Annotated in this window: 15 protein-coding genes; 11 read left to right on the forward strand and 4 right to left on the reverse strand. The window is 73.0% G+C overall.

All coding sequences use genetic code 11. The annotated features are described in order from the left end of the window. Nucleotides 1-321: 321 nt before the first annotated feature. The 4 genes from RM446_RS11940 (at nucleotide 322) to RM446_RS11955 (ending at nucleotide 6,228) form a co-directional block, all read left to right on the forward strand. On the forward strand, nucleotides 322-1,956 hold the full coding sequence (locus RM446_RS11940; RefSeq protein ID WP_311545312.1) for an acyl-CoA dehydrogenase family protein: 1,635 nt from the start codon (nucleotides 322-324) through the stop codon (nucleotides 1,954-1,956). 269 nt (nucleotides 1,957-2,225) lie between these two features. Continuing rightward, the gene (gene glgX, locus RM446_RS11945; RefSeq protein ID WP_311545313.1) at nucleotides 2,226-4,337 is read left to right on the forward strand and encodes a glycogen debranching protein GlgX; all 2,112 of its coding nucleotides are present in this window, start codon (nucleotides 2,226-2,228) and stop codon (nucleotides 4,335-4,337) included. A 73-nt stretch (nucleotides 4,338-4,410) separates the two neighbouring features. Next, the gene (locus RM446_RS11950; protein ID WP_311545314.1) at nucleotides 4,411-5,181 is read left to right on the forward strand and encodes a pyrimidine reductase family protein; all 771 of its coding nucleotides are present in this window, start codon (nucleotides 4,411-4,413) and stop codon (nucleotides 5,179-5,181) included. A 288-nt stretch (nucleotides 5,182-5,469) separates the two neighbouring features. After that, on the forward strand, nucleotides 5,470-6,228 hold the full coding sequence (locus tag RM446_RS11955) for a GntR family transcriptional regulator (protein WP_311545315.1): 759 nt from the start codon (nucleotides 5,470-5,472) through the stop codon (nucleotides 6,226-6,228). Between the two features lie 210 nt (nucleotides 6,229-6,438). On the opposite strand, the gene RM446_RS11960 is transcribed toward RM446_RS11955, so the two are convergent. Beyond that, the gene (locus tag RM446_RS11960; RefSeq protein WP_311545316.1) at nucleotides 6,439-6,873 is read right to left on the reverse strand and encodes a hypothetical protein; all 435 of its coding nucleotides are present in this window, start codon (nucleotides 6,871-6,873) and stop codon (nucleotides 6,439-6,441) included. A gap of 202 nt (nucleotides 6,874-7,075) precedes the next feature. On the opposite strand from RM446_RS11960, the gene msrB reads away from it, so the two are divergent. From msrB to RM446_RS11975, 3 genes are all read left to right on the forward strand, one after another. Next, the gene (gene msrB, locus RM446_RS11965) at nucleotides 7,076-7,498 is read left to right on the forward strand and encodes a peptide-methionine (R)-S-oxide reductase MsrB (protein WP_311545317.1); all 423 of its coding nucleotides are present in this window, start codon (nucleotides 7,076-7,078) and stop codon (nucleotides 7,496-7,498) included. 128 nt (nucleotides 7,499-7,626) lie between these two features. Continuing rightward, nucleotides 7,627-8,295 (forward strand): phosphatidylserine decarboxylase, encoded by a 669-nt coding sequence (locus RM446_RS11970; protein ID WP_311545318.1) that lies wholly within the window; start codon nucleotides 7,627-7,629, stop codon nucleotides 8,293-8,295. Nucleotides 8,296-8,374: 79 nt separating this feature from the next. Then, a complete protein-coding gene (locus tag RM446_RS11975; RefSeq protein ID WP_311545506.1) occupies nucleotides 8,375-9,148 on the forward strand; it encodes a CDP-alcohol phosphatidyltransferase family protein in 774 nt (257 codons plus the stop codon). Nucleotides 9,149-9,235: 87 nt separating this feature from the next. Here RM446_RS11975 and hemQ read toward each other — a convergent pair whose 3' ends face one another. Continuing rightward, on the reverse strand, nucleotides 9,236-9,877 hold the full coding sequence (gene hemQ / locus RM446_RS11980; protein ID WP_311545507.1) for a hydrogen peroxide-dependent heme synthase: 642 nt from the start codon (nucleotides 9,875-9,877) through the stop codon (nucleotides 9,236-9,238). Nucleotides 9,878-9,942: 65 nt separating this feature from the next. Beyond that, the gene (gene hemG, locus RM446_RS11985) at nucleotides 9,943-11,439 is read right to left on the reverse strand and encodes a protoporphyrinogen oxidase (RefSeq protein WP_311545319.1); all 1,497 of its coding nucleotides are present in this window, start codon (nucleotides 11,437-11,439) and stop codon (nucleotides 9,943-9,945) included. Nucleotides 11,440-11,653: 214 nt separating this feature from the next. On the opposite strand from hemG, the gene RM446_RS11990 reads away from it, so the two are divergent. After that, nucleotides 11,654-12,598 (forward strand): DUF4349 domain-containing protein, encoded by a 945-nt coding sequence (locus RM446_RS11990; protein WP_311545320.1) that lies wholly within the window; start codon nucleotides 11,654-11,656, stop codon nucleotides 12,596-12,598. A 102-nt stretch (nucleotides 12,599-12,700) separates the two neighbouring features. Here RM446_RS11990 and hemE read toward each other — a convergent pair whose 3' ends face one another. Next, nucleotides 12,701-13,819: a uroporphyrinogen decarboxylase gene (hemE, locus tag RM446_RS11995; RefSeq protein WP_398695023.1), complete on the reverse strand. Its 1,119-nt coding sequence runs from the start codon at nucleotides 13,817-13,819 to the stop codon at nucleotides 12,701-12,703. 213 nt (nucleotides 13,820-14,032) lie between these two features. Between hemE and RM446_RS12000 the strand changes: the two genes are divergently transcribed. The 3 genes from RM446_RS12000 (at nucleotide 14,033) to RM446_RS12010 (ending at nucleotide 17,184) form a co-directional block, all read left to right on the forward strand. Continuing rightward, nucleotides 14,033-14,614: a DUF3000 domain-containing protein gene (locus tag RM446_RS12000; protein ID WP_311545322.1), complete on the forward strand. Its 582-nt coding sequence runs from the start codon at nucleotides 14,033-14,035 to the stop codon at nucleotides 14,612-14,614. Nucleotides 14,615-14,765: 151 nt separating this feature from the next. Continuing rightward, nucleotides 14,766-16,046, forward strand: a complete 1,281-nt coding sequence (locus RM446_RS12005; protein ID WP_311545323.1) for an HRDC domain-containing protein — start codon at nucleotides 14,766-14,768, stop codon at nucleotides 16,044-16,046. A gap of 268 nt (nucleotides 16,047-16,314) precedes the next feature. Beyond that, entirely contained in the window at nucleotides 16,315-17,184 is an 870-nt protein-coding gene (locus tag RM446_RS12010; RefSeq protein WP_311545324.1) for a tetratricopeptide repeat protein, read from the forward strand. The last annotated feature ends 204 nt before the right edge of the window (nucleotides 17,185-17,388 follow it).

A 17,388-nucleotide genomic window follows, 5' to 3' on the forward strand; every position in this document is an offset into this window, starting at 1 on the left:
CAGCGCATCTGCGCCCTCAACGCCGCGATCTGGCACAACTGGCTCATCGACGCCCCGGTCAAACGGTCTCTGATCGCCTACGACCACTGACCCGGGACACCCAACAACCCCCATCAACGATCTAGGCGCCGATTCCAGGGCCCGAACCCCGTTGATCTTGTAGCTATCGTGAAGGAAAACGATTTCCCTTCACGATAGCTACAAGATCGACGATGCCATGCCGGCGCCGCAGGCGGGACGGGGCGCTGGGGCCCGCTCGTCTAGGGTTGTCCCAACGTGACCCGAATCCCGTTCGGGAGTCGTCGAAGGGAAGGCCGCCCCATGCCCCCCACGCACGAGGTACTCAACCAGCCCGAGCCCCTGGATGACTACGACGCCGGAGCCGATCCCGCGCTGCTGTCGGCTCTGGAGCGCGAGGAGGCCGGCTGGGCCGACGCGGAGGTGCGCGAGTTGGGCGTCCTGGCAGGCACCGCCCGCGCACGGGCCTGGGGCGAGCAGGCCAACACCGCCGAGCCGGTGCTGCGCACTCACGACCGCTACGGCCACCGCGTCGACGAGGTCGACTTCCACCCGGCCTGGCACGTGCTGATGGACACGGCCGTCTCCCGCGGCCTGCACGCCGCCCCGTGGGCCGACGAGCGCCCCGGCGCCCACGTCGCCCGCGCCGCCAAGTTCTACCTCTGGTCGCAGGTGGAGAACGGGCACGCCTGCCCGGTCTCGATGACCTACGCGGCGGTGCCCGCCCTGCGCCACGCGCCCGAACTGGCGGCGCGTCTGGAGCCGCTGCTGACCGCGCGCAGCTACGACTTCGGGTTGCGCCCGCCGGAGTCCAAGACCGGCATCCTCGCCGGGATGTCGATGACCGAGAAGCAGGGCGGCTCGGACGTGCGGGCCAACACCACCCGCGCCGTTGCGGCCGACAGCGGCGGCTACCGCCTGACCGGGCACAAGTGGTTCACCTCGGCTCCGATGGGCGACGTCTTCCTCACCCTCGCCCAGGCGCCGGAGGGGCTGACGTGCTTCCTGGTGCCGCGGGTGCTGGAGGACGGCACCCGCAACGCGCTGCTGATCCAGCGGCTCAAGGACAAGCTGGGCAACCGGTCCAACGCCTCGGCGGAGCTGGAGTACGACGGCGCCTTCGCCCGGCCGGTGGGTGAGCCGGGCCGCGGGGTGCGGACCATCATCGAGATGGTCAACGGCACCCGGCTGGACTGCGTGATCGGCTCGGCCGCCGGGATGCGCGCCGGGTTGGTGCAGGCCGTTCACCACGCTTCCCAGCGCCGGGCGTTCGGGCGCGCACTGATCGATCAGCCGCTGATGCGCAACGTGCTGGCCGACCTCGCACTGGAGTCCGAGGCCGCGACGGCGCTGATGATGCGCCTGGCCGGCGCCGCCGACCGTGCGGTCCGCGGCGACGAGGCCGAGGCCGCGTTCCGCCGGATCGCGGTCGCGGTGGGCAAGTTCTGGGTGACCAAGCGCCTGGCCGCGCACGCCGCCGAGGCGCTGGAGTGCCTGGGCGGCAACGGCTACGTCGAGGAGTCGGGCATGCCGCGGCTCTTCCGGGAGTCGCCGCTGAACTCGATCTGGGAGGGCTCGGGCAACGTCGCGGCCCTCGACGTGCTGCGGGCGCTGGCGCGCCACCCGGAGGGGGCCGAGGCGTTCGTCGCGGAGCTGCGGCGGGCCGAGGGCGCCGACGCCGCCTACGACGGCGCTCTGAAGGAGCTGCTGGCGCTGCTGCACGACACCGAGGACGCCGAGTTCCGGGCGCGCCGCCTGGTGGAGTCGATGGCGCTGCTCCTGCAGGCGTCGCTGCTGATCCGGCACGCTCCGGCGCCGGTCGCCGACGCGTTCACGGCCTCGCGCCTGGGCGGCGACTGGGGCCGCGTCTTCGGCGGCCTGCCGCGCGCCACCGAAACCGGCGCGATCATCGAGCGCGCCCGGCCGCGCCCGGCTTAGGACGCGCGGTCCCCGAGGGCGTTGGGAGGGCGGGGACGGGGAAGGGGCCGGGGCGGGCGGGTACCGCCCGGCTGCGGCGCGGGCGACCGCAATTCGGATCGGGGTTCTGCACAGCCGACCGAAACCGCACACCTAAAGCCGCAAGTAATCCGAAAACAGACATTGCACCCGGGGTGACCTGCAAGATTCGGCAAGTCGAGGAATACTCGGGCGGCCAGGACGGAACAACCATCTCGTCAACGGACGAATGAGAAACGAGATTGCTTGCCATGGTGGAAGTCTGGCCTGGTTCCCCCTACCCCCTCGGTGCCACCTACGACGGGTCGGGAACGAACTTCTCGCTGTTCTCCGAGGTCGCGGAGGGGGTGGAGCTGTGCCTCTTCGGCGAGCGGGGCGGCGAGACCCGGGTGGCGCTCACCGAGAACGACGGCTTCGTCTGGCACGGCTACCTGCCCGGTGTCGGCCCGGGCCAGCGCTACGGCTACCGCGTGCACGGGCCCTACGCCCCTGACCGGGGCCACCGCTGCAACTCCAACAAGCTGCTGGTCGACCCCTACACCAAGGCCATCGAGGGAGACGTGCACTGGCACGAGTCGCTCTTCGGCTACCACTTCAAAGACCCCAGCCGGCGCAACAACCGCGACAGCGCGCCGTATGTACCCAAGTGCGTGGTCGTCAGCCCCTACTTCGACTGGGGCAACTCCGCGCGGCCGCGCATCCCCTATCACCAGACGGTGATCTACGAGGCCCACGTGCGCGGCCTGACGATGCGCCACCCCGAGATCCCCGAGCACCAGCGCGGCACCTACGCCGGGCTGGCCCACCCGGCGATGATCGACTACCTGTCCTCGCTGGGCGCCACGGCGGTCGAGCTGATGCCGGTGCACCACTTCGTGCCCGAGCACGCCCTGGTGGCGCGCGACCTGACCAACTACTGGGGCTACAACACCCTGGCCTACCTCGCGCCGCACAGCAGGTACGCGGCCAACGGCGCCCGCGGGGAGCAGGTGCAGGAGTTCAAGGCGATGGTCAAGTCGCTGCACGAGGCCGGGATCGAGGTGCTGCTCGACGTCGTCTACAACCACACCGTCGAGGGCGACCACATGGGTCCCACGCTGTCGCTGCGCGGCATCGACAACCTCAGCTACTACCGGGTGGCCGACGACGACCTGCGCTACTACCTCGACTACACCGGCTGCGGCAACAGCCTCAACGTGCGCCACCCCCACGCGCTGCAGCTGATCATGGACTCCCTGCGCTACTGGGTCACCGAGATGCACGTCGACGGCTTCCGCTTCGACCTCGCCTCGGCGCTGGCGCGGGAGTTCCACGACGTGGACCGGCTGAGCACGTTCTTCGACATCGTCCAGCAGGACCCGGTCATCTCCCAGGTCAAGCTGATCGCCGAACCGTGGGACGTGGGACCGGGCGGCTACCAGGTGGGCAACTTTCCGCCGCTGTGGACCGAGTGGAACGGCAAGTACCGCGACATCGTACGCGACTTCTGGCGCGGTGAGCCGGTGGTGCCCGAACTCGCCTCGCGACTGTCGGGCTCCAGCGACCTATACCAGGACGACGGCCGCCGCCCCGTCGCCTCCATCAACTTCGTGACCTGCCACGACGGCTTCACATTGGCCGACCTGGTCTCCTATGAGCACAAGCACAACGAGGCCAACGGCGAGGACAACCGCGACGGCACCGACGACAACCGCTCCCGCAACCACGGTGTCGAGGGCCCCAGTGAGCGCCCCGAGGTCGTCACCCTGCGCCGTCGCCAGGTGCGCAACTTCCTGGCCACCCTGTTCTGCTCCCAGGGGGTGGCGATGCTCTCGCACGGCGACGAGATCGGCCGCACCCAGGGCGGCAACAACAACGCCTACTGCCAGGACAACGAGATCTCCTGGGTCGACTGGAAGCACGCCGACGAGGAGTCCGACCTGCTGGAGTACGTGCATGAGCTGGCGCGGCTGCGCCGCGAGCACCCGGTGTTCCGGCGGCGCCGGTTCTTCCAGGGCCGCGAAGCCGGCCAGGGCGGCCTGCCCGACATCGCCTGGCTGCGCGCCGACGGGCGGCCGATGGCCGACGACGACTGGAACTCGGGCGGGCGCGAGCTGGGCGTATTCCTCAACGGCGACGCCATCGGAGAGCCCGACCCGCGGGGCCGCCCGGTGCGCGACGACTCGTTCCTGCTGCTGCTCAACAGCGGCACCGAGGCCGTCGACTTCACCCTGCCCGGCCAGGAGTACGGCATCGCCTGGGAGACCGCTCTGGACACCGCCGAACCCGACACCGCCGACCGGCCACTGGTGCCGGCGGCGGGCACGGTGCGGGTGATCGACCGGGCGCTGCTGCTGCTCAAGCGCGTCTCGCACCGGCAGTAGCGGCGGGCCGCGCACGGCTCAGGCGGCGGGCCCGGCGGGCCGCGGTCGCCTCCGTTGTCTAGTCTCGGGAGTCATGACTTCCGCTTCCACGGGCTCCGCAGGTCAGGGGCCCCGCTTCCGCGCGCTGGTGCCGTCGGCCCAGGACGGCGCCGATCTCGCCGCCGTCTACGCCTACCCTGAGGGGCTGTCTCGGCCGTGGCTGCGCGCCAACATGGTCTCCAGTGCCGACGGCGGGGCCTGGGGCCCGTCGGGCCGCACCGCCGACCTGTCCTCGCCGCCCGACCGGGCCGTGATGGGCGTGCTGCGCGGGCAGGCCGACGTCGTGCTGGCCGGCGCGGCCACCGCGCGCATCGAGGGCTACCGGCCGGTGCGGCCGCGCGAAGTGTGGGCCGGGCTGCGCGAAGGGCGCCCGGCCACCCCTCCCCTGGCGGTGGTCACGCGCTCCTTGGACGTGCACCCCGACGTGCTCAGGGCGGCGCCGCCCCAGGCGCGCACCATCGTGATCACCACTGAGGCGGCGCCCGCCGAGCGGCGCCGCGAGGCCGAGGAGACCGCCGACGTGGTCGTGGCCGGGACGGACTCGGTGCGCCCTGAGGCGGTTCTGGAGGCCCTGGCCGAGCGCGGCCTGTACCGGGTGCTGACCGAAGGCGGACCGCACCTGCTGGCCGAGTTCACCGCGGCGGGGCTGCTGGACGAGCTGTGCCTGACGTTGAGCCCCCGCCTGCTGGGGCCCGCGGCCGCGCGCATCGTCGCCGGGGACGCACCCTCCCGCACCCAGGACCTGCGCCTGGCGGGCCTGCTGGAATCCGAGGGCTCGCTGTTCGCCCGGTACCGGCGGCCCTGAGCGCGAAGCTCGCCGGGGTCCGCCGCCCGCGGCGGCTGCGCCGCGGGCCCTTGCAGGCGCCGCGGCCGGTTCCGGCCCGCCCCCAATCACGCATAAATCAACCTTCAACCGGACATACCCGGAGTGTGGTCCGCAGTCACACTCCGCCAATTGCGGGTAAAAACTGAGACAATCGAATATTCGCTCCGACCCGAGCCGGCTTCCCTAGCGAACACGGCGCGGCCCTCCGGTGGCGCCGCTGCCCCCGATCCGCCGTCGCAGTGCATTCCGGGCGAGAGGATGAACGCAGTGCCGACGTCCGAAAACGACTCACCGCCGGTCTACCGCGAGATCGCCGAGGATGTGCGAGCCGCCATCGCCTCGGGCCGGCTCTCCGACGGCGACCGCGTTCCGGGCGAGAACGACCTGATGAAGCAGTACGGCGTCGCTCGGGCCACGGCCCGCCAAGCCCTGTCGGTGCTGATCAACGAAGGCATCGTGGTGGCGATTCGGGGATCGGGCGTCTACGTCCGCGCCTTCCGGCCGCTGCGGCGGCACGGCCCGCGGCGCCTGTCACGGGAGCTGTGGGGGGCTGGGCGGGCGATCTGGCAGGCCGACTCCCCGGGCGGCTCGTTCGAGACCGACAGCGTCGAGGTGGCCGAGGTCGCGGCGCCCGCCTACGTGGCCCGCGCCCTCGGGCTGACCGACGAAGCCGCGGTGGTGCGCCGGCACCGTCGCTATCGGCTGGAGGATCGGCCGATGCAGCTGGCCACCTCCTACCTTCCCGCCGAATTCGCCGCGGGAACGGCCATCGCCCGGCCCGAGACCGGCCCCGGCGGCATCTACGCCCGCCTGGCCGAGCAGGGGCGCGCTCCCGCCCACTTCACCGAGGAGATCCGGGTGCGCATGCCCACACCCGAGGAGACGGCCGCGCTGCACCTGAGCGCGGGGACCCCGGTGCTGGACGTGCTGCGCACCGCCCTGACCGACGATCACACGGCGGTGGAGTTCAACGAGATGACCCTGGACGGCTCGGCCTACGTCCTGCAGTACGACTTCGACGCCTGACCGCCACAGCCGTAACGGTTCGCGCGATTGCCCGCGCGGCCGGGCTTTCGGCTGTTGACGCAGCAGCGCTTTCATGCGCGTATGGAGGCGACGGGTTCGCTAGAGAACCTGCGGCTCCCGCCGGCGGGCCCGCCGGCCGGCGCGGTGCCGTGCCGCTCGGCGGGCCGGGAGAGGACGGCCCCGGCCCGCTGGGCGAACCGGGACCGGAAACTACCGCCCGCCCTCTGTCGGACCGGCCCTGGAGCGGTCTCCGTCGACCGACGCGAAGACCACGAAGACCAGGACCAAGAGGACTCCTCCGACGGCGACCGCCCCGCCCGCAGCGGGGAAGACGTCGCCCGGACCGCTCGCCACCCACCGGCTGAGGGCATAGCCCACCACGCCGGCGACGGCCAACGATCCCAATGCGACCACCGTGAGCAGCGCCAGCAGCTTCCCGTCGGTCCACGGGCCCGGACGCATCCGGGCCGCGCGCAGGGCCACGGCCCCGGCGGTGAGCCGGGTGACCCAGACGACCTCGGAGGCGGCTGCGGCTAGTGCCGTCCATCCCGGCCGGAGTCCGTGGCGGATCCGGACGAGCTGGTGATCGATCCAGAGGCGGTAGTAGCGGGGCCACCCCACATGGAGCGGCTGTCGGTGGATCAATGGCTGTCGATACGAAACCAGCATTGTCACACTCCCGGCTGCCAGTAGCCTCACCACGTTCCGTACCCGGCGACCTTTCCGGCGAACTTCCCAGCGGTGAAGAAATGACCTTTCATCGGCCCATCGGGGGTCGACCCGGGAGCGACAGGCCATAGCCTCCTCAAACAGGCGAAGAAGCGGGAGGGGCGGTACCGTCACCGGTATGGATGACACGACCGGATCCGTACACAAGTCCGAGGAGGAGTGGCGGGCGGTCCTCGACCCGCAGGCCTTCGCCGTGCTGCGCCAGGGCGCCACAGAGCGCCCCTGGAGCGGGGAGTACGTCTCGGCCTCGGCCACCGGCGTCTACCGCTGCCGCGCCTGCGGCGCCGAGCTGTTCCGCTCCGGCGAGAAATTCGAGTCCCACTGCGGCTGGCCGAGCTTCTTCGACCCCGCCCAGAGCGAGGCGGTGACCCTGCACGAGGACGGCTCCCTGGGCATGGTGCGCACCGAGGTGCGCTGCGCCGCCTGCGAGTCCCACCTCGGCCACGTCTTCTACGGCGAGGGGTATGACACCCCCACCGACGCCAGATACTGCATCAACTCCGTGGCTCTCACGCTGGAGGCAGACGACTCAGTGCAATAGCATCCTGCTTCATGGATTCACTCGGCTGGTGATCCCCGTTCCTCCAGCCGTTACGATCGCTGCGCCCGCATATGCGCGCGCGGCAGCGCACGGCGCGGGCCCGGCCCCGCCTCCGATGGAAGTTGGCAATGACCGAACACGACCGGCAGACCCCGGCCCCCGCCCGCGCTCCCGGACTCCTGCGGGTCCGCATGGCCCGCGGCTCGGCGCCGTGGCTGCTGCCCGCGTTCGCCCTGGTCCTCGTCCTGGCAGCCGCATCGGCGGCTGTCCCCGCACTGCTGTTCGCGGCCGTTGCGGCGGGCGCGCTGGCGCTGGCCCTGGTGTGGTTCTTCCGCGATCCCGACCGCGTCGCCGCCGGCGCCGGGTTCGCTTGCGCCGCCGACGGCGTCGTGCAGTCCATCGACGACCAGAGCGACGGCCGCACCCGCGTCGCCGTGTTCATGAACCCCTTGAACGTGCACGTGAACCGTGCTCCGTTGGAGGGGGCGGTCACCCGGATCGAGCACCGGCCCGGCGGCTTCCGACCCGCATTCGACAAGGACAGCGAGCGTAATGAGCGCGTCATCTGGACCTTCCAAACCGAGATCGGTGAGGTCACGGTCGTTCAAATCGCCGGCGCGATGGTCCGGCGTATCGTCCCGTATCTCACTGAAGGGAAGCAGGTGGAGAAGGGGCAGAGGATCGGCCTCATCCGCTTCGGCTCACGCGTCGACGTCTACCTTCCGGCCGGGGTCGCCCCGGCGGTGGAGGTCGGGCAGAAGGTCCGAGCCGGAGAAACCCGCCTCGACCGCGACTGATCCCGCCGCCACGGACGCGGACGGGCTCCATGCGGCCGCCGCCGGCGACGCCGCCGCGGCCGGTGCGCCCGCGCCCCGGCTGCGCCTTGCCGTCGCCGACTACCTGACCCTGGGCAACGCCCTGTGCGGCTTCATGGCGGTCTGGCAGCTGGCCGCGGCGCAGTCCGCCCACCTGGCCGGCGGGGGCTCCGGGCCCCTGGACCGCGGAGCCGTCGCCGCGGCCGTGGTGCTTCTGCTGGTCGCCGCGGGCTTCGACCTGTTCGACGGACGGGTGGCGCGCCGGCTCGGCGGCAGCGGTATGGGCGCCGAGCTGGACAACCTCGCCGACGTGATCAGCTTCGGTTTCGCACCCGCGTTCTTCGTCGTGGCCTGGGGGACGCTCGCCGGCGGCGGAGGGGCGCTGCCCGTCGCGGCGGCCGCCGCGGTGCTGCTGGCGGTGGTGGTGCGCCTGGCGCGGTTCTCCTGCCAAAGCCCCGGCTGCGGCAACTTCACCGGGCTGCCCAGCCCCTTCGGCGCCATGGCCGTGATCACCGTCGTGCTTCTGGACCCGCCCGTGCTCGTGGGCTCGGCGGCGGTCCTGGCGGTGGCCTGGCTGATGGTCAGCCGCGTCGAGTACCCCAAGCCCCGCGGACGCATGGCCTACGCGGTACTGGTCTGGATCGCGGGCAGCGTCGCGTGCCTGACCGCCTGGGCGATGGACGCGCCCGCCGGCACGGCGCTGCTGTACTCCGGCTCCAGCCTCGTACTGGTCCTCCTGGCGGCGGTACCGGCCTATCTGCTCACCGCGCGCCGCCACGCGCGTGTGAGCACGCCTCGGCCCCCCCTGCCGCCGCCGAGCGGCCCCGCGGACTGAGGACCGCCCGGGCGGCGGGCGGCCGGGACTGCCGGCCGCTTGCCGACCGGGCGGGGGACGATCGGCGCCGCCCGCCCGGGACCGGTCTCAGGCCAGCGCCTCGACCAGCTCGGCCGGGCTCTTGCGGCGGCCGGTGTAGAACGGCACCTCCAGCCGCGTGTGGCGGCGGGCCTCCGCGGCGCGCAGGTGGCGCATGAGGTCGACGATGCGGTGCAGCTCGTCGGCCTCGAAGGCCAGCATCCACTCGTAGTCGCTCAGCGCGAAGGTCGAAACCGTGTTGGCCCGCACGTCCGGGTAGGGCGCGGCCATCTTGCCGTGCTCGGCCAGCATCGCGCGGCGCTCCTCGTCGGGCAGCAGGTACCACTCGTAGGAGCGCACGAACGGGTAGATGCACAGGTGCTCGCGCGGCTCCTCGCCGGCGAGGAAGGCCGGTACGTGGCTGCGGTTGAACTCGGCGGGGCGGTGCAGGCCCACCACCGACCACACGGGCGTGCTCAGCCGGCCCAGCCGGGTGCGGCGGAACGACGCGTACATCTCCTGGACCGCTTCGCTGGTCTCGCCGACCCACCAGAACATCATGTCGGCGTCGGCGCGGAAGCCTTGCACGTCGTAGCAGCCGCGCGTGGTCACGCCCTTCTCCGCCGCGCCGTCGAACAGTGCCGCCAGCTCCTCCCCCGCGGCGCCGCGGTCGGCGACGGACAGGTCGCCGGCCTTGAACACCGACCACATGGTGTAGCGGATGAGCTGGTTGAGGTCCTGCGCGTCGTCCGCGCCTTGGCTGTGCTGCCCCGTGGTCACGGATGGCTCCTTGTCGGGTCGGTTCTCGTGGGCGCCGTCGCCGCGCCGCCGGCGGGGCCGTGCGCGGGCGCCAGGACGTCCTCGGCGGCGCGGGACGCGCCGGCGATGCAGGCAGGGATTCCCACCCCGTCGTAGGCGGCGCCGCATACGGCGACGCCGCCGAGGCCGGCCGCCGCGGCCCGGATGCGCTCCACCCGGGCCGCGTGGCCGGTGTCGTACTGGGGGATCCCGCCGCCCCAGCGGGTGACCCGCTGCTCGGCGGGGGCGCCGGCGATCCCGCAGACCGCGGCGAGGTCGGCCGCGGCCGCCGCGGCGAGCTCGTCGTCGCCGCGCTGCAACCGCTCCGCCTCGCCCGCGCGCCCGATCGAGCAGCGCACGAGCAGCGTGCGCGCACCGGGCCCGGACCGCTCCAGCTCCTCGGCCAGCCACGGCCACTTCAGGCTGCTGAACGTGGCGGCCTTGATGCTCAGTCCTTCGCGGGCCGACACCAGGAAGCCGCTGCCGGAGGGCGGGCGGGAGAACGCGGACCGGGGGTAGGCCAGGGTCACGACGGCCATTCCGGCGTACTCGATGCCCGACAGATCGTCCGCGGCGGCCGGGGCGAGCGGACGCAGCAGCCGGGCGGCCGCCGGTGCGGGGCACGCCAGCACGACGGCGTCGGCGGCGACCTCGCGGGGAGCGGACGAGGGCGCGTCGGGCGCCGCGGCCCCGACGGTGAGCGTCCAGCCGCCGGAAGAGGCGCGTTCCAGCTTGCGCACGGTCGCCGAGGTCTCGACGCGCGCGCCGCTTCCGGCGGCCAGAGCGTCGGCCAGTGTCGCGATCCCGCCGCGCAGGGTGGCGAATGCGGGGGCGCCGGGACGGGCCTGCGCGCGCTGCTGCCGGGCCGCGCGGCGCACGGCGCGGGCCAGTGAACGCTCCTCGCGGGCCAGCGGCGCGAGTTGGGGCAGCGTCGAGTCCAGCGACAGCCGCTCGGCGCGCCCGGCGTAGACGCCGCCCAGCATCGGCTCGACAAGGCGATCGACGACCTCACCGCCCATCCGGGCGCCGATGTAGCCGGCCACCGAGGGGTCGCCTTCCAGGCGCGTGCGGGGCAGGACGCGGTCGAGGCCGGCGCGCAGCACACCCGGGACCGACAGCACGCCGCTGCGGGCGAGCGCGGCCATGTCGCCGGGAACGCCCATCACCTGGCCCTTGGGGAAGGCGCGCAGGCGGCCGCGGCTGTAGACGGCGGCGGGCAGCGGCGCCGGGTGTTCGACGCGGTCGGCCAGCCCCAGCTCCTCGATCAGGTCCAGCGCTTCGGGACGGCGCGCCAGCACCGACTCCGCGCCGGCGTCGACCGGGACGCCGGCCACCGGCGAGGCGTACAGCTTGCCGCCCGCGCGCGGGGCCGCCTCCAGCACGGTGACCTCGGCCCCGGCCCGACCCAGGCGGTAGGCGGCGGTGAGTCCCGAGACCCCGGCACCCACGACGACGACGTGCTGTCTGCGCTGCATGCTCCCAGCTTTCCAGATATCGCGCGGCGGTGTGCTCGGGGTCGGCGTGTGACTCCGGCGACCGCGGCGGCTGGGGGTGCGGGCGGGGCCTGACGTGACCAAGCCGCAACCCGGCCGCCGAAACGCGCCCTCCGGGGGCGGGCGTCCAACGGCCATGTCTCAAATACACGCACATGCTCCACCGCCGCACCGCAGCCGAACCGCGCGCGCCGCCGTGGCGGCCGCAGCCCTCCTGCTGGCCTTGATCGCGGCCCTGGCCGGATGCACGGCCTCGGACGGATCCGCCGGCGAATCGCCGTCCGTCGGCTCCGCCGACGGGCAGGAAGGCGGGAGGGCCGCCCCCGCCCAGCCCGGCGCCCAGGAGCAGGAGGACGTATCCGGCGGTTCCGGTGCGCAGCTCGCGGCCGATGTGCCCGTCGCCGAACGCGACCTGGTCCACACCGCCGACCTCTCGGTCGAGGTCGAGAACGTGCGCAGCGCAGCCGAGGAGGCCGCCGACTGGACGGAGTCGGCCGGGGGCTACGTCGCCGCGGAGAAGGTCCGGACCGCCGACGGCAGCCCCCCGCACGCCTCACTCACGCTGCACGTGCCGCAGAAGCGCTACGAGGACGCGCTGGAGGAGCTGGCCGCTCTGGGTACCCGCTCCAGCCTGGACCGCCGGGTCGAGGACGTCACCGAGCAGGTCGCCGACGTCGACAGCCGGGTGGAGTCGGCCGAGGCGTCGCTGGAGCGGCTGCGCGAACTGCTCGACGAGGCCGAGTCCGTGGAGGACGTGCTGGCGGTCGAGGAGCAGATCAGCACGCGCCAGGAGGACCTGGAGGCGCTGCAGGCCCGCCAGGAGTCCCTCGCCCAGCAGACGTCCTACGGGACCGTGCACCTGGACCTGGCGCCGCCGGAGACCTACGTGGAGGAGCCGGCGGACGACTCGATCGGCTTCCTCGGCGGCCTGCAGCGCGGCTGGCGCGCGCTGGTGGACGTCGCGCAGGCGGCCGCCGTCGCGGTCGGCTGGCTGCTGCCGTTCCTCGCGCTCGCCGCGGCGGTCGGCGCGCCGGCGTGGCTGCTGTGGCGCCGCCGCCGCGCCGCGCGGGGCCCGGCCGACGGCGACAGCGAGACCGGCGAAGGCGCCGAGACCGGCGGCACCCGGCCCGAACTCCGTTGATCTTGTAGCTATCGCAAACGGAAATCGTTTTCCTTCACGATAGCTACAAGATCGGCGCTGCTGGGGCGGTGCGCGCGCCGGTTCCGGGGGCGGGGGTCCGTGCTAGCGGGCCGTTTCGGTGTGCACGTACTCCGTCAGCCGGGCGAGGACGTCCGGGTCGGTGTCGGGAAGCACACCGTGGCCCAGGTTGAACACGTGGCCCTCCGCCGCCGAGCCGGCGGAGAGGACGTCGGAGGTCCGGCGGGCGACCGCGTCCCAGGGGGCGAACAGTGTCGCGGGGTCGAGGTTGCCCTGCAGCGCCGTACCCGGCTGGACCCGCTGGGCGGCCTTGTCCAGCGGAACCCGCCAGTCCACGCCGACCACGTCGGCGCCGGCCTCGCTGAGCAGGCTGAGCAGCTCGCCGGTGCCCACGCCGAAGTGGATGCGCGGCACGTCCAGCTCGGCCAGGCGCTCGAAGATCCAGGAGGTGTAGGGCAGCACGGACTCGCGGTAGTCGTCGGCGCTGAGCGCACCCACCCAGGAGTCGAACAGCTGCACCGCGCCGGCTCCGGCGCGCGCCTGGACGCGGAGGAACTCCACGGTGATGGCGGCCAGGCGCTGCATCAGGTCGGCCCACAGCTGCGGGTCGCCGTACATCAGCGCCTTGGTGTGCTCGTGGTTCTTGGAGGGCCCGCCCTCGATCAGGTACGAGGCGAGAGTGAAGGGACCGCCCGCGAAGCCGATCAGCGGGCGCTCGCCGAGTTCCCCGACCAGCTCGCCCACCGCCTCGGAGACGAAGGGGACGTCGCCGGGTTCCAGCGGGCGCAGCCGCTTGACTCCCTCGGCGTCGCGGATGGGCTCGGCCACGACGGGCCCCACGCCGGTCTTGATGTCCAGGTCGATGCCGATCGCCTTGAGCGGCACGACGATGTCGCTGAAGTAGATGGCGGCGTCGACGTCGTAGCGGCGCACCGGCTGCATCGTGATCTCGACGATCATGTCGGGGCGCGCGCAGGCGTCGAGCATGGGCACGTCGGCGCGTACCCTGCGGTATTCGGGCAGTGAGCGTCCCGCCTGGCGCATGAACCACACCGGCGTGTGCGGCACCGGCAGGCGCCGGCAGGCGCGGAGGAATGGAGAGTCGTGCAGCGTCACAACTCGATCGTGCCATGCGCGCGGAGCGCCTGTGTCCGCTACGCGGCCATGCGTGGGCCCGCACCGCGCGCCCGGTCCCAAGATCATTACAAATGGCCGACACGCCGGGAAAACTCCGCGTGATGGCCCGTGACTCGTGCCACCGTCATGGGGTACCCGCCGTCACGCGCCGCAATCGCCGGTGCGCTCCGCTTCGGCGGCGGGCCGCGGACGTGCGTCCGTCAGCTTCCCTGTCGCACGGGTCGCGGTCTCCGGTGCTGCCAGTGCCCCGCAAACAAGATTAAGGCTGTCGTTTCCATCATGCCCCCTCTCGGTAGGGTCGATGACGCGCCACCCGCGTTCCGACGAGCGGTCGAGAGTCTGCGCGCACCCGCGGTCCGATCGGAGATCGCGGTCGAGGACATCCCCGCCCCCAAGCGCCTCGCCCCGCACGCCGTGGCCATGTCGGCCACCGTCCGCTCCGACGACGAGGACGCCGCGTTCGGCCGACTGATCGTCCTCTACGACCCGGAAGGCACCCGCGACTGGCCCACCCCCTTCCGCATCGTGGTGTGGGTCAGCGCCGACCTGGAGACCGAGATCGCCGCCGATCCCCTGCTCGGCCAGGTCGCATGGAGCTGGCTGACCGAGGCCCTGGAGGGGCGCGGGACCTCGCACTGCGGGCTCAGCGGCACCGTCACGCGCGCCACGACCGAGGGCTTCGCCGACAAGGCCGACCAGCCGGTGACCACCGAACTGGAGCTGCGCGCCTCGTGGTCGCCCGATGCGGACGAACTGTCGGCCGACATGGAGGTGTGGCTGGACCTGCTGTCGGCCGCCGCGGGTCTTCCGCCGGTCGACGTCGCCGACATCGCCCAGCGGCGCGGGCGCGCCGAAGGGTGAGCCCACCGGCGCTCTGATCCGGCGCGGACCCCACCGCGGCGGCGGCGAGCCGTGCGCACCGGCCGGCCGCCGCGGCGCGGGTCTGACCGCCGCATCCGCGCAAGCGCGCTCCGGACGCGCCCGCGGCGCGGCGAGCGCATACCGTGGAGGGGTGGCGAACGTGCTGAACTCGAAGACAGGTACCCCCGATCCGGACAACGGGCAGGGCGATGCGCGCGAGGAGGCCGAACCCGAGGCGCCGCTGCTTCGCGAACCGCGCGAGGGGCTGCCGCCGGTGGTCTCCGACTCCGCGCACCTGGACCGGGTCGCCGAGGCCTTCGCCGCGGGCACGGGGCCGGTGGCCATCGACGCCGAGCGGGCGTCGGGCTACCGCTACGGCCAGCGCGCCTACCTCGTCCAGCTGCGCCGTGCCGACGCCGGCTCCGCGCTGATCGATCCGGTGGCCTGCCCGGACCTGTCGGGCCTGGACTCCGCGCTGTCCGGCGCGGAGACCGTGCTGCACGCCGCACACCAGGACCTGCCCTGCCTCGGCGAGGTCGGGCTGAAGCCCGCCCTGCTGTTCGACACCGAGCTGGCAGGGCGGCTGCTGGGCTACCAGAAGGTGGGCCTGGGCTCCATGGTGGAGCGCGTCCTGGGGTTGCGCCTGGCCAAGGAGCACTCGGCGGTGGACTGGTCGGTGCGCCCGCTGCCGGAGGACTGGCTGACCTATGCCGCGCTGGACGTGGAGGTCCTGGTGGATCTGCGCGACGCGCTGCAGGGCGAGCTGGAGGAGGCCGGGAAGCTGGAGTGGGCGCGCGAGGAGTTCGCCTGGATGCTCCAGGCTCCGCCCAAGGAGCCCCGGCCCGACCCCTGGCGCCGCACCTCGGGCATCCACCGGGTGCGCAACCAGCGCGGGCTGGGCGTCGTGCGCGAACTGTGGCTGGAGCGCGACCGCATCGCCCGCGAGCGCGACATCTCGCCGGGCCGGGTGCTGCCCGACGCCGCGATCGTCGAGGCCGCGACGGCGATGCCCGCCACCGCTCCGCAGCTCACCGCGATCAAGCAGTTCAGCGTGCGGTTGGCGCGCCGGTACGTCCCCAACTGGCTCAAGGCGATCAACCGCGTACGCGGCATGCCGGCGGCCGAGCTGCCCCAGCCCAGCGCCCCGGGCGACGGTCCGCCTGCCACCAACCGATGGGCCGACCGCGATCCCGCCGCGGCGCGGCGCCTGGAGGCGGTGCGCGCGGATCTCTCGGCCGTCGCCGAGCGGATCGCGATGCCGGCGGAGAATCTGCTGCAGCCCGACGCCGTCCGCCGACTGGCCTGGTCGCCGCCGCAGCACACCGACGCCGGGTCGGTGGCCGAGCACCTGCGCCAGCACCATGCCCGCGAATGGCAGGTGGGTCTGACGGCGGAGCGCCTCGCGGAGGCGCTGCACCGGGCGGCCGACTGAGCCGCCCGCGGCCCCTCCCCGCGCATGCGCGCGCCTCCTCGTATCCAGATGGGCACGCAGGGTAGTCTTGCTTGTCCGATGATTACGTTGTTAAACCTCCTTTTGCACTCCTGAGGCGAATTGTGACTTAGATCACGCCAATGGACCCCGCACCTTTATCTCGCACCAACCGGAGGGCGGATTATGTTATGGAATCGTGCTGTTCTTGATGCGAAGTGGCGAGGTTCCGTGGCGGTCGACCGATGTTACCGATTGGGGGGTGAGGCTCATGGCGTTCTGGCGCACACTGCTGGACCGGGCCGGCTTCGCTCCCGCTGAGCCGGGGACCGCCACCCGCTCAGACCAGCGGGAGCACGGGCGCACCCCGGCGCTGCGCGCCGCGGCGCTGGAGCAGATCCTGCAGGAGCACGTCGCCGCACTGGGCTCCGACCACCCGCGCACCATCACCTCGCGAAACAACCTGGCGAGCAAGTACGCCCAGATCGGCCGGCGCGAGGCGGCCGTCGCCCAGTTCGAGCAGGCGCTGCGGGACGCCGCTGCGCACTACGGTGAGGACCACGGCCAGACCGACGTCGTCCGGGAGAACCTGGCCTGGAGCTACGAGGACTCCGGCCGCCACGCCGAAGCCGCCGAGCAGTGGGAGACGCTGCTCAAGCGCCGCGACGAGCACTTGGGCCCGGTGGCGGGCGACACCGTGGCGGCGCGCAGCCGGCTGGCGATCAACTACCGCAAGAGCGGACGCTACGACGCGGCGATCGCGCATTATGAGAAGGCCATCGAGGATGCGGGCGTCCCCGAGGCGCGCGAGGATCTGCGCCTGGGCCTGAGCCTGGCGTGCGCCTCCGCGAGCCGCGACGAGGACGGCATCCAGCAGCTGCGCATGGTCCTCGCCCAGCGGCGCCGCCGCCTGGGCGCGCGCCACCTGGACCACCTCCTCGTCCAGCACCGGCTGGGCCGCGCCTACACACAGGCGGGTCGTCTGGAAGACGCGGTCGAGACGCTGCACACGGCCTACTTCAACGGCCTCTCGGCGGCGGGCGACCCCGACATCCGCATGCTGACCCTGCGCATGCGCCGCGACCTGGCCGGCGCCCTCAGCGCCCTGGGCCGCCACCGCGAGGCCGCCGCCCTCTTCTGACCCCCTGGCACGCCTTGCCCGGGTTCTCGGCTTCGCCTCTCCGGGAGCCGTTCGGTTTCAGGCTCGCAACGCGTGCGGCGTCCCGGTGCGGCCGTCCGGTCAGGCCCGGGCGGCCCGGTCCTCGCAGGGGCGCGCGGGTCGGGCGGTGCCCGGCGGTCGGCCGCGATCAGCGGTTCCCGCGGGCCGCTGCGCTGGGTGGCAGGC

This window comes from Streptomonospora wellingtoniae (assembly GCF_031845375.1).
Lineage (GTDB): Bacteria > Actinomycetota > Actinomycetes > Streptosporangiales > Streptosporangiaceae > Streptomonospora > Streptomonospora wellingtoniae.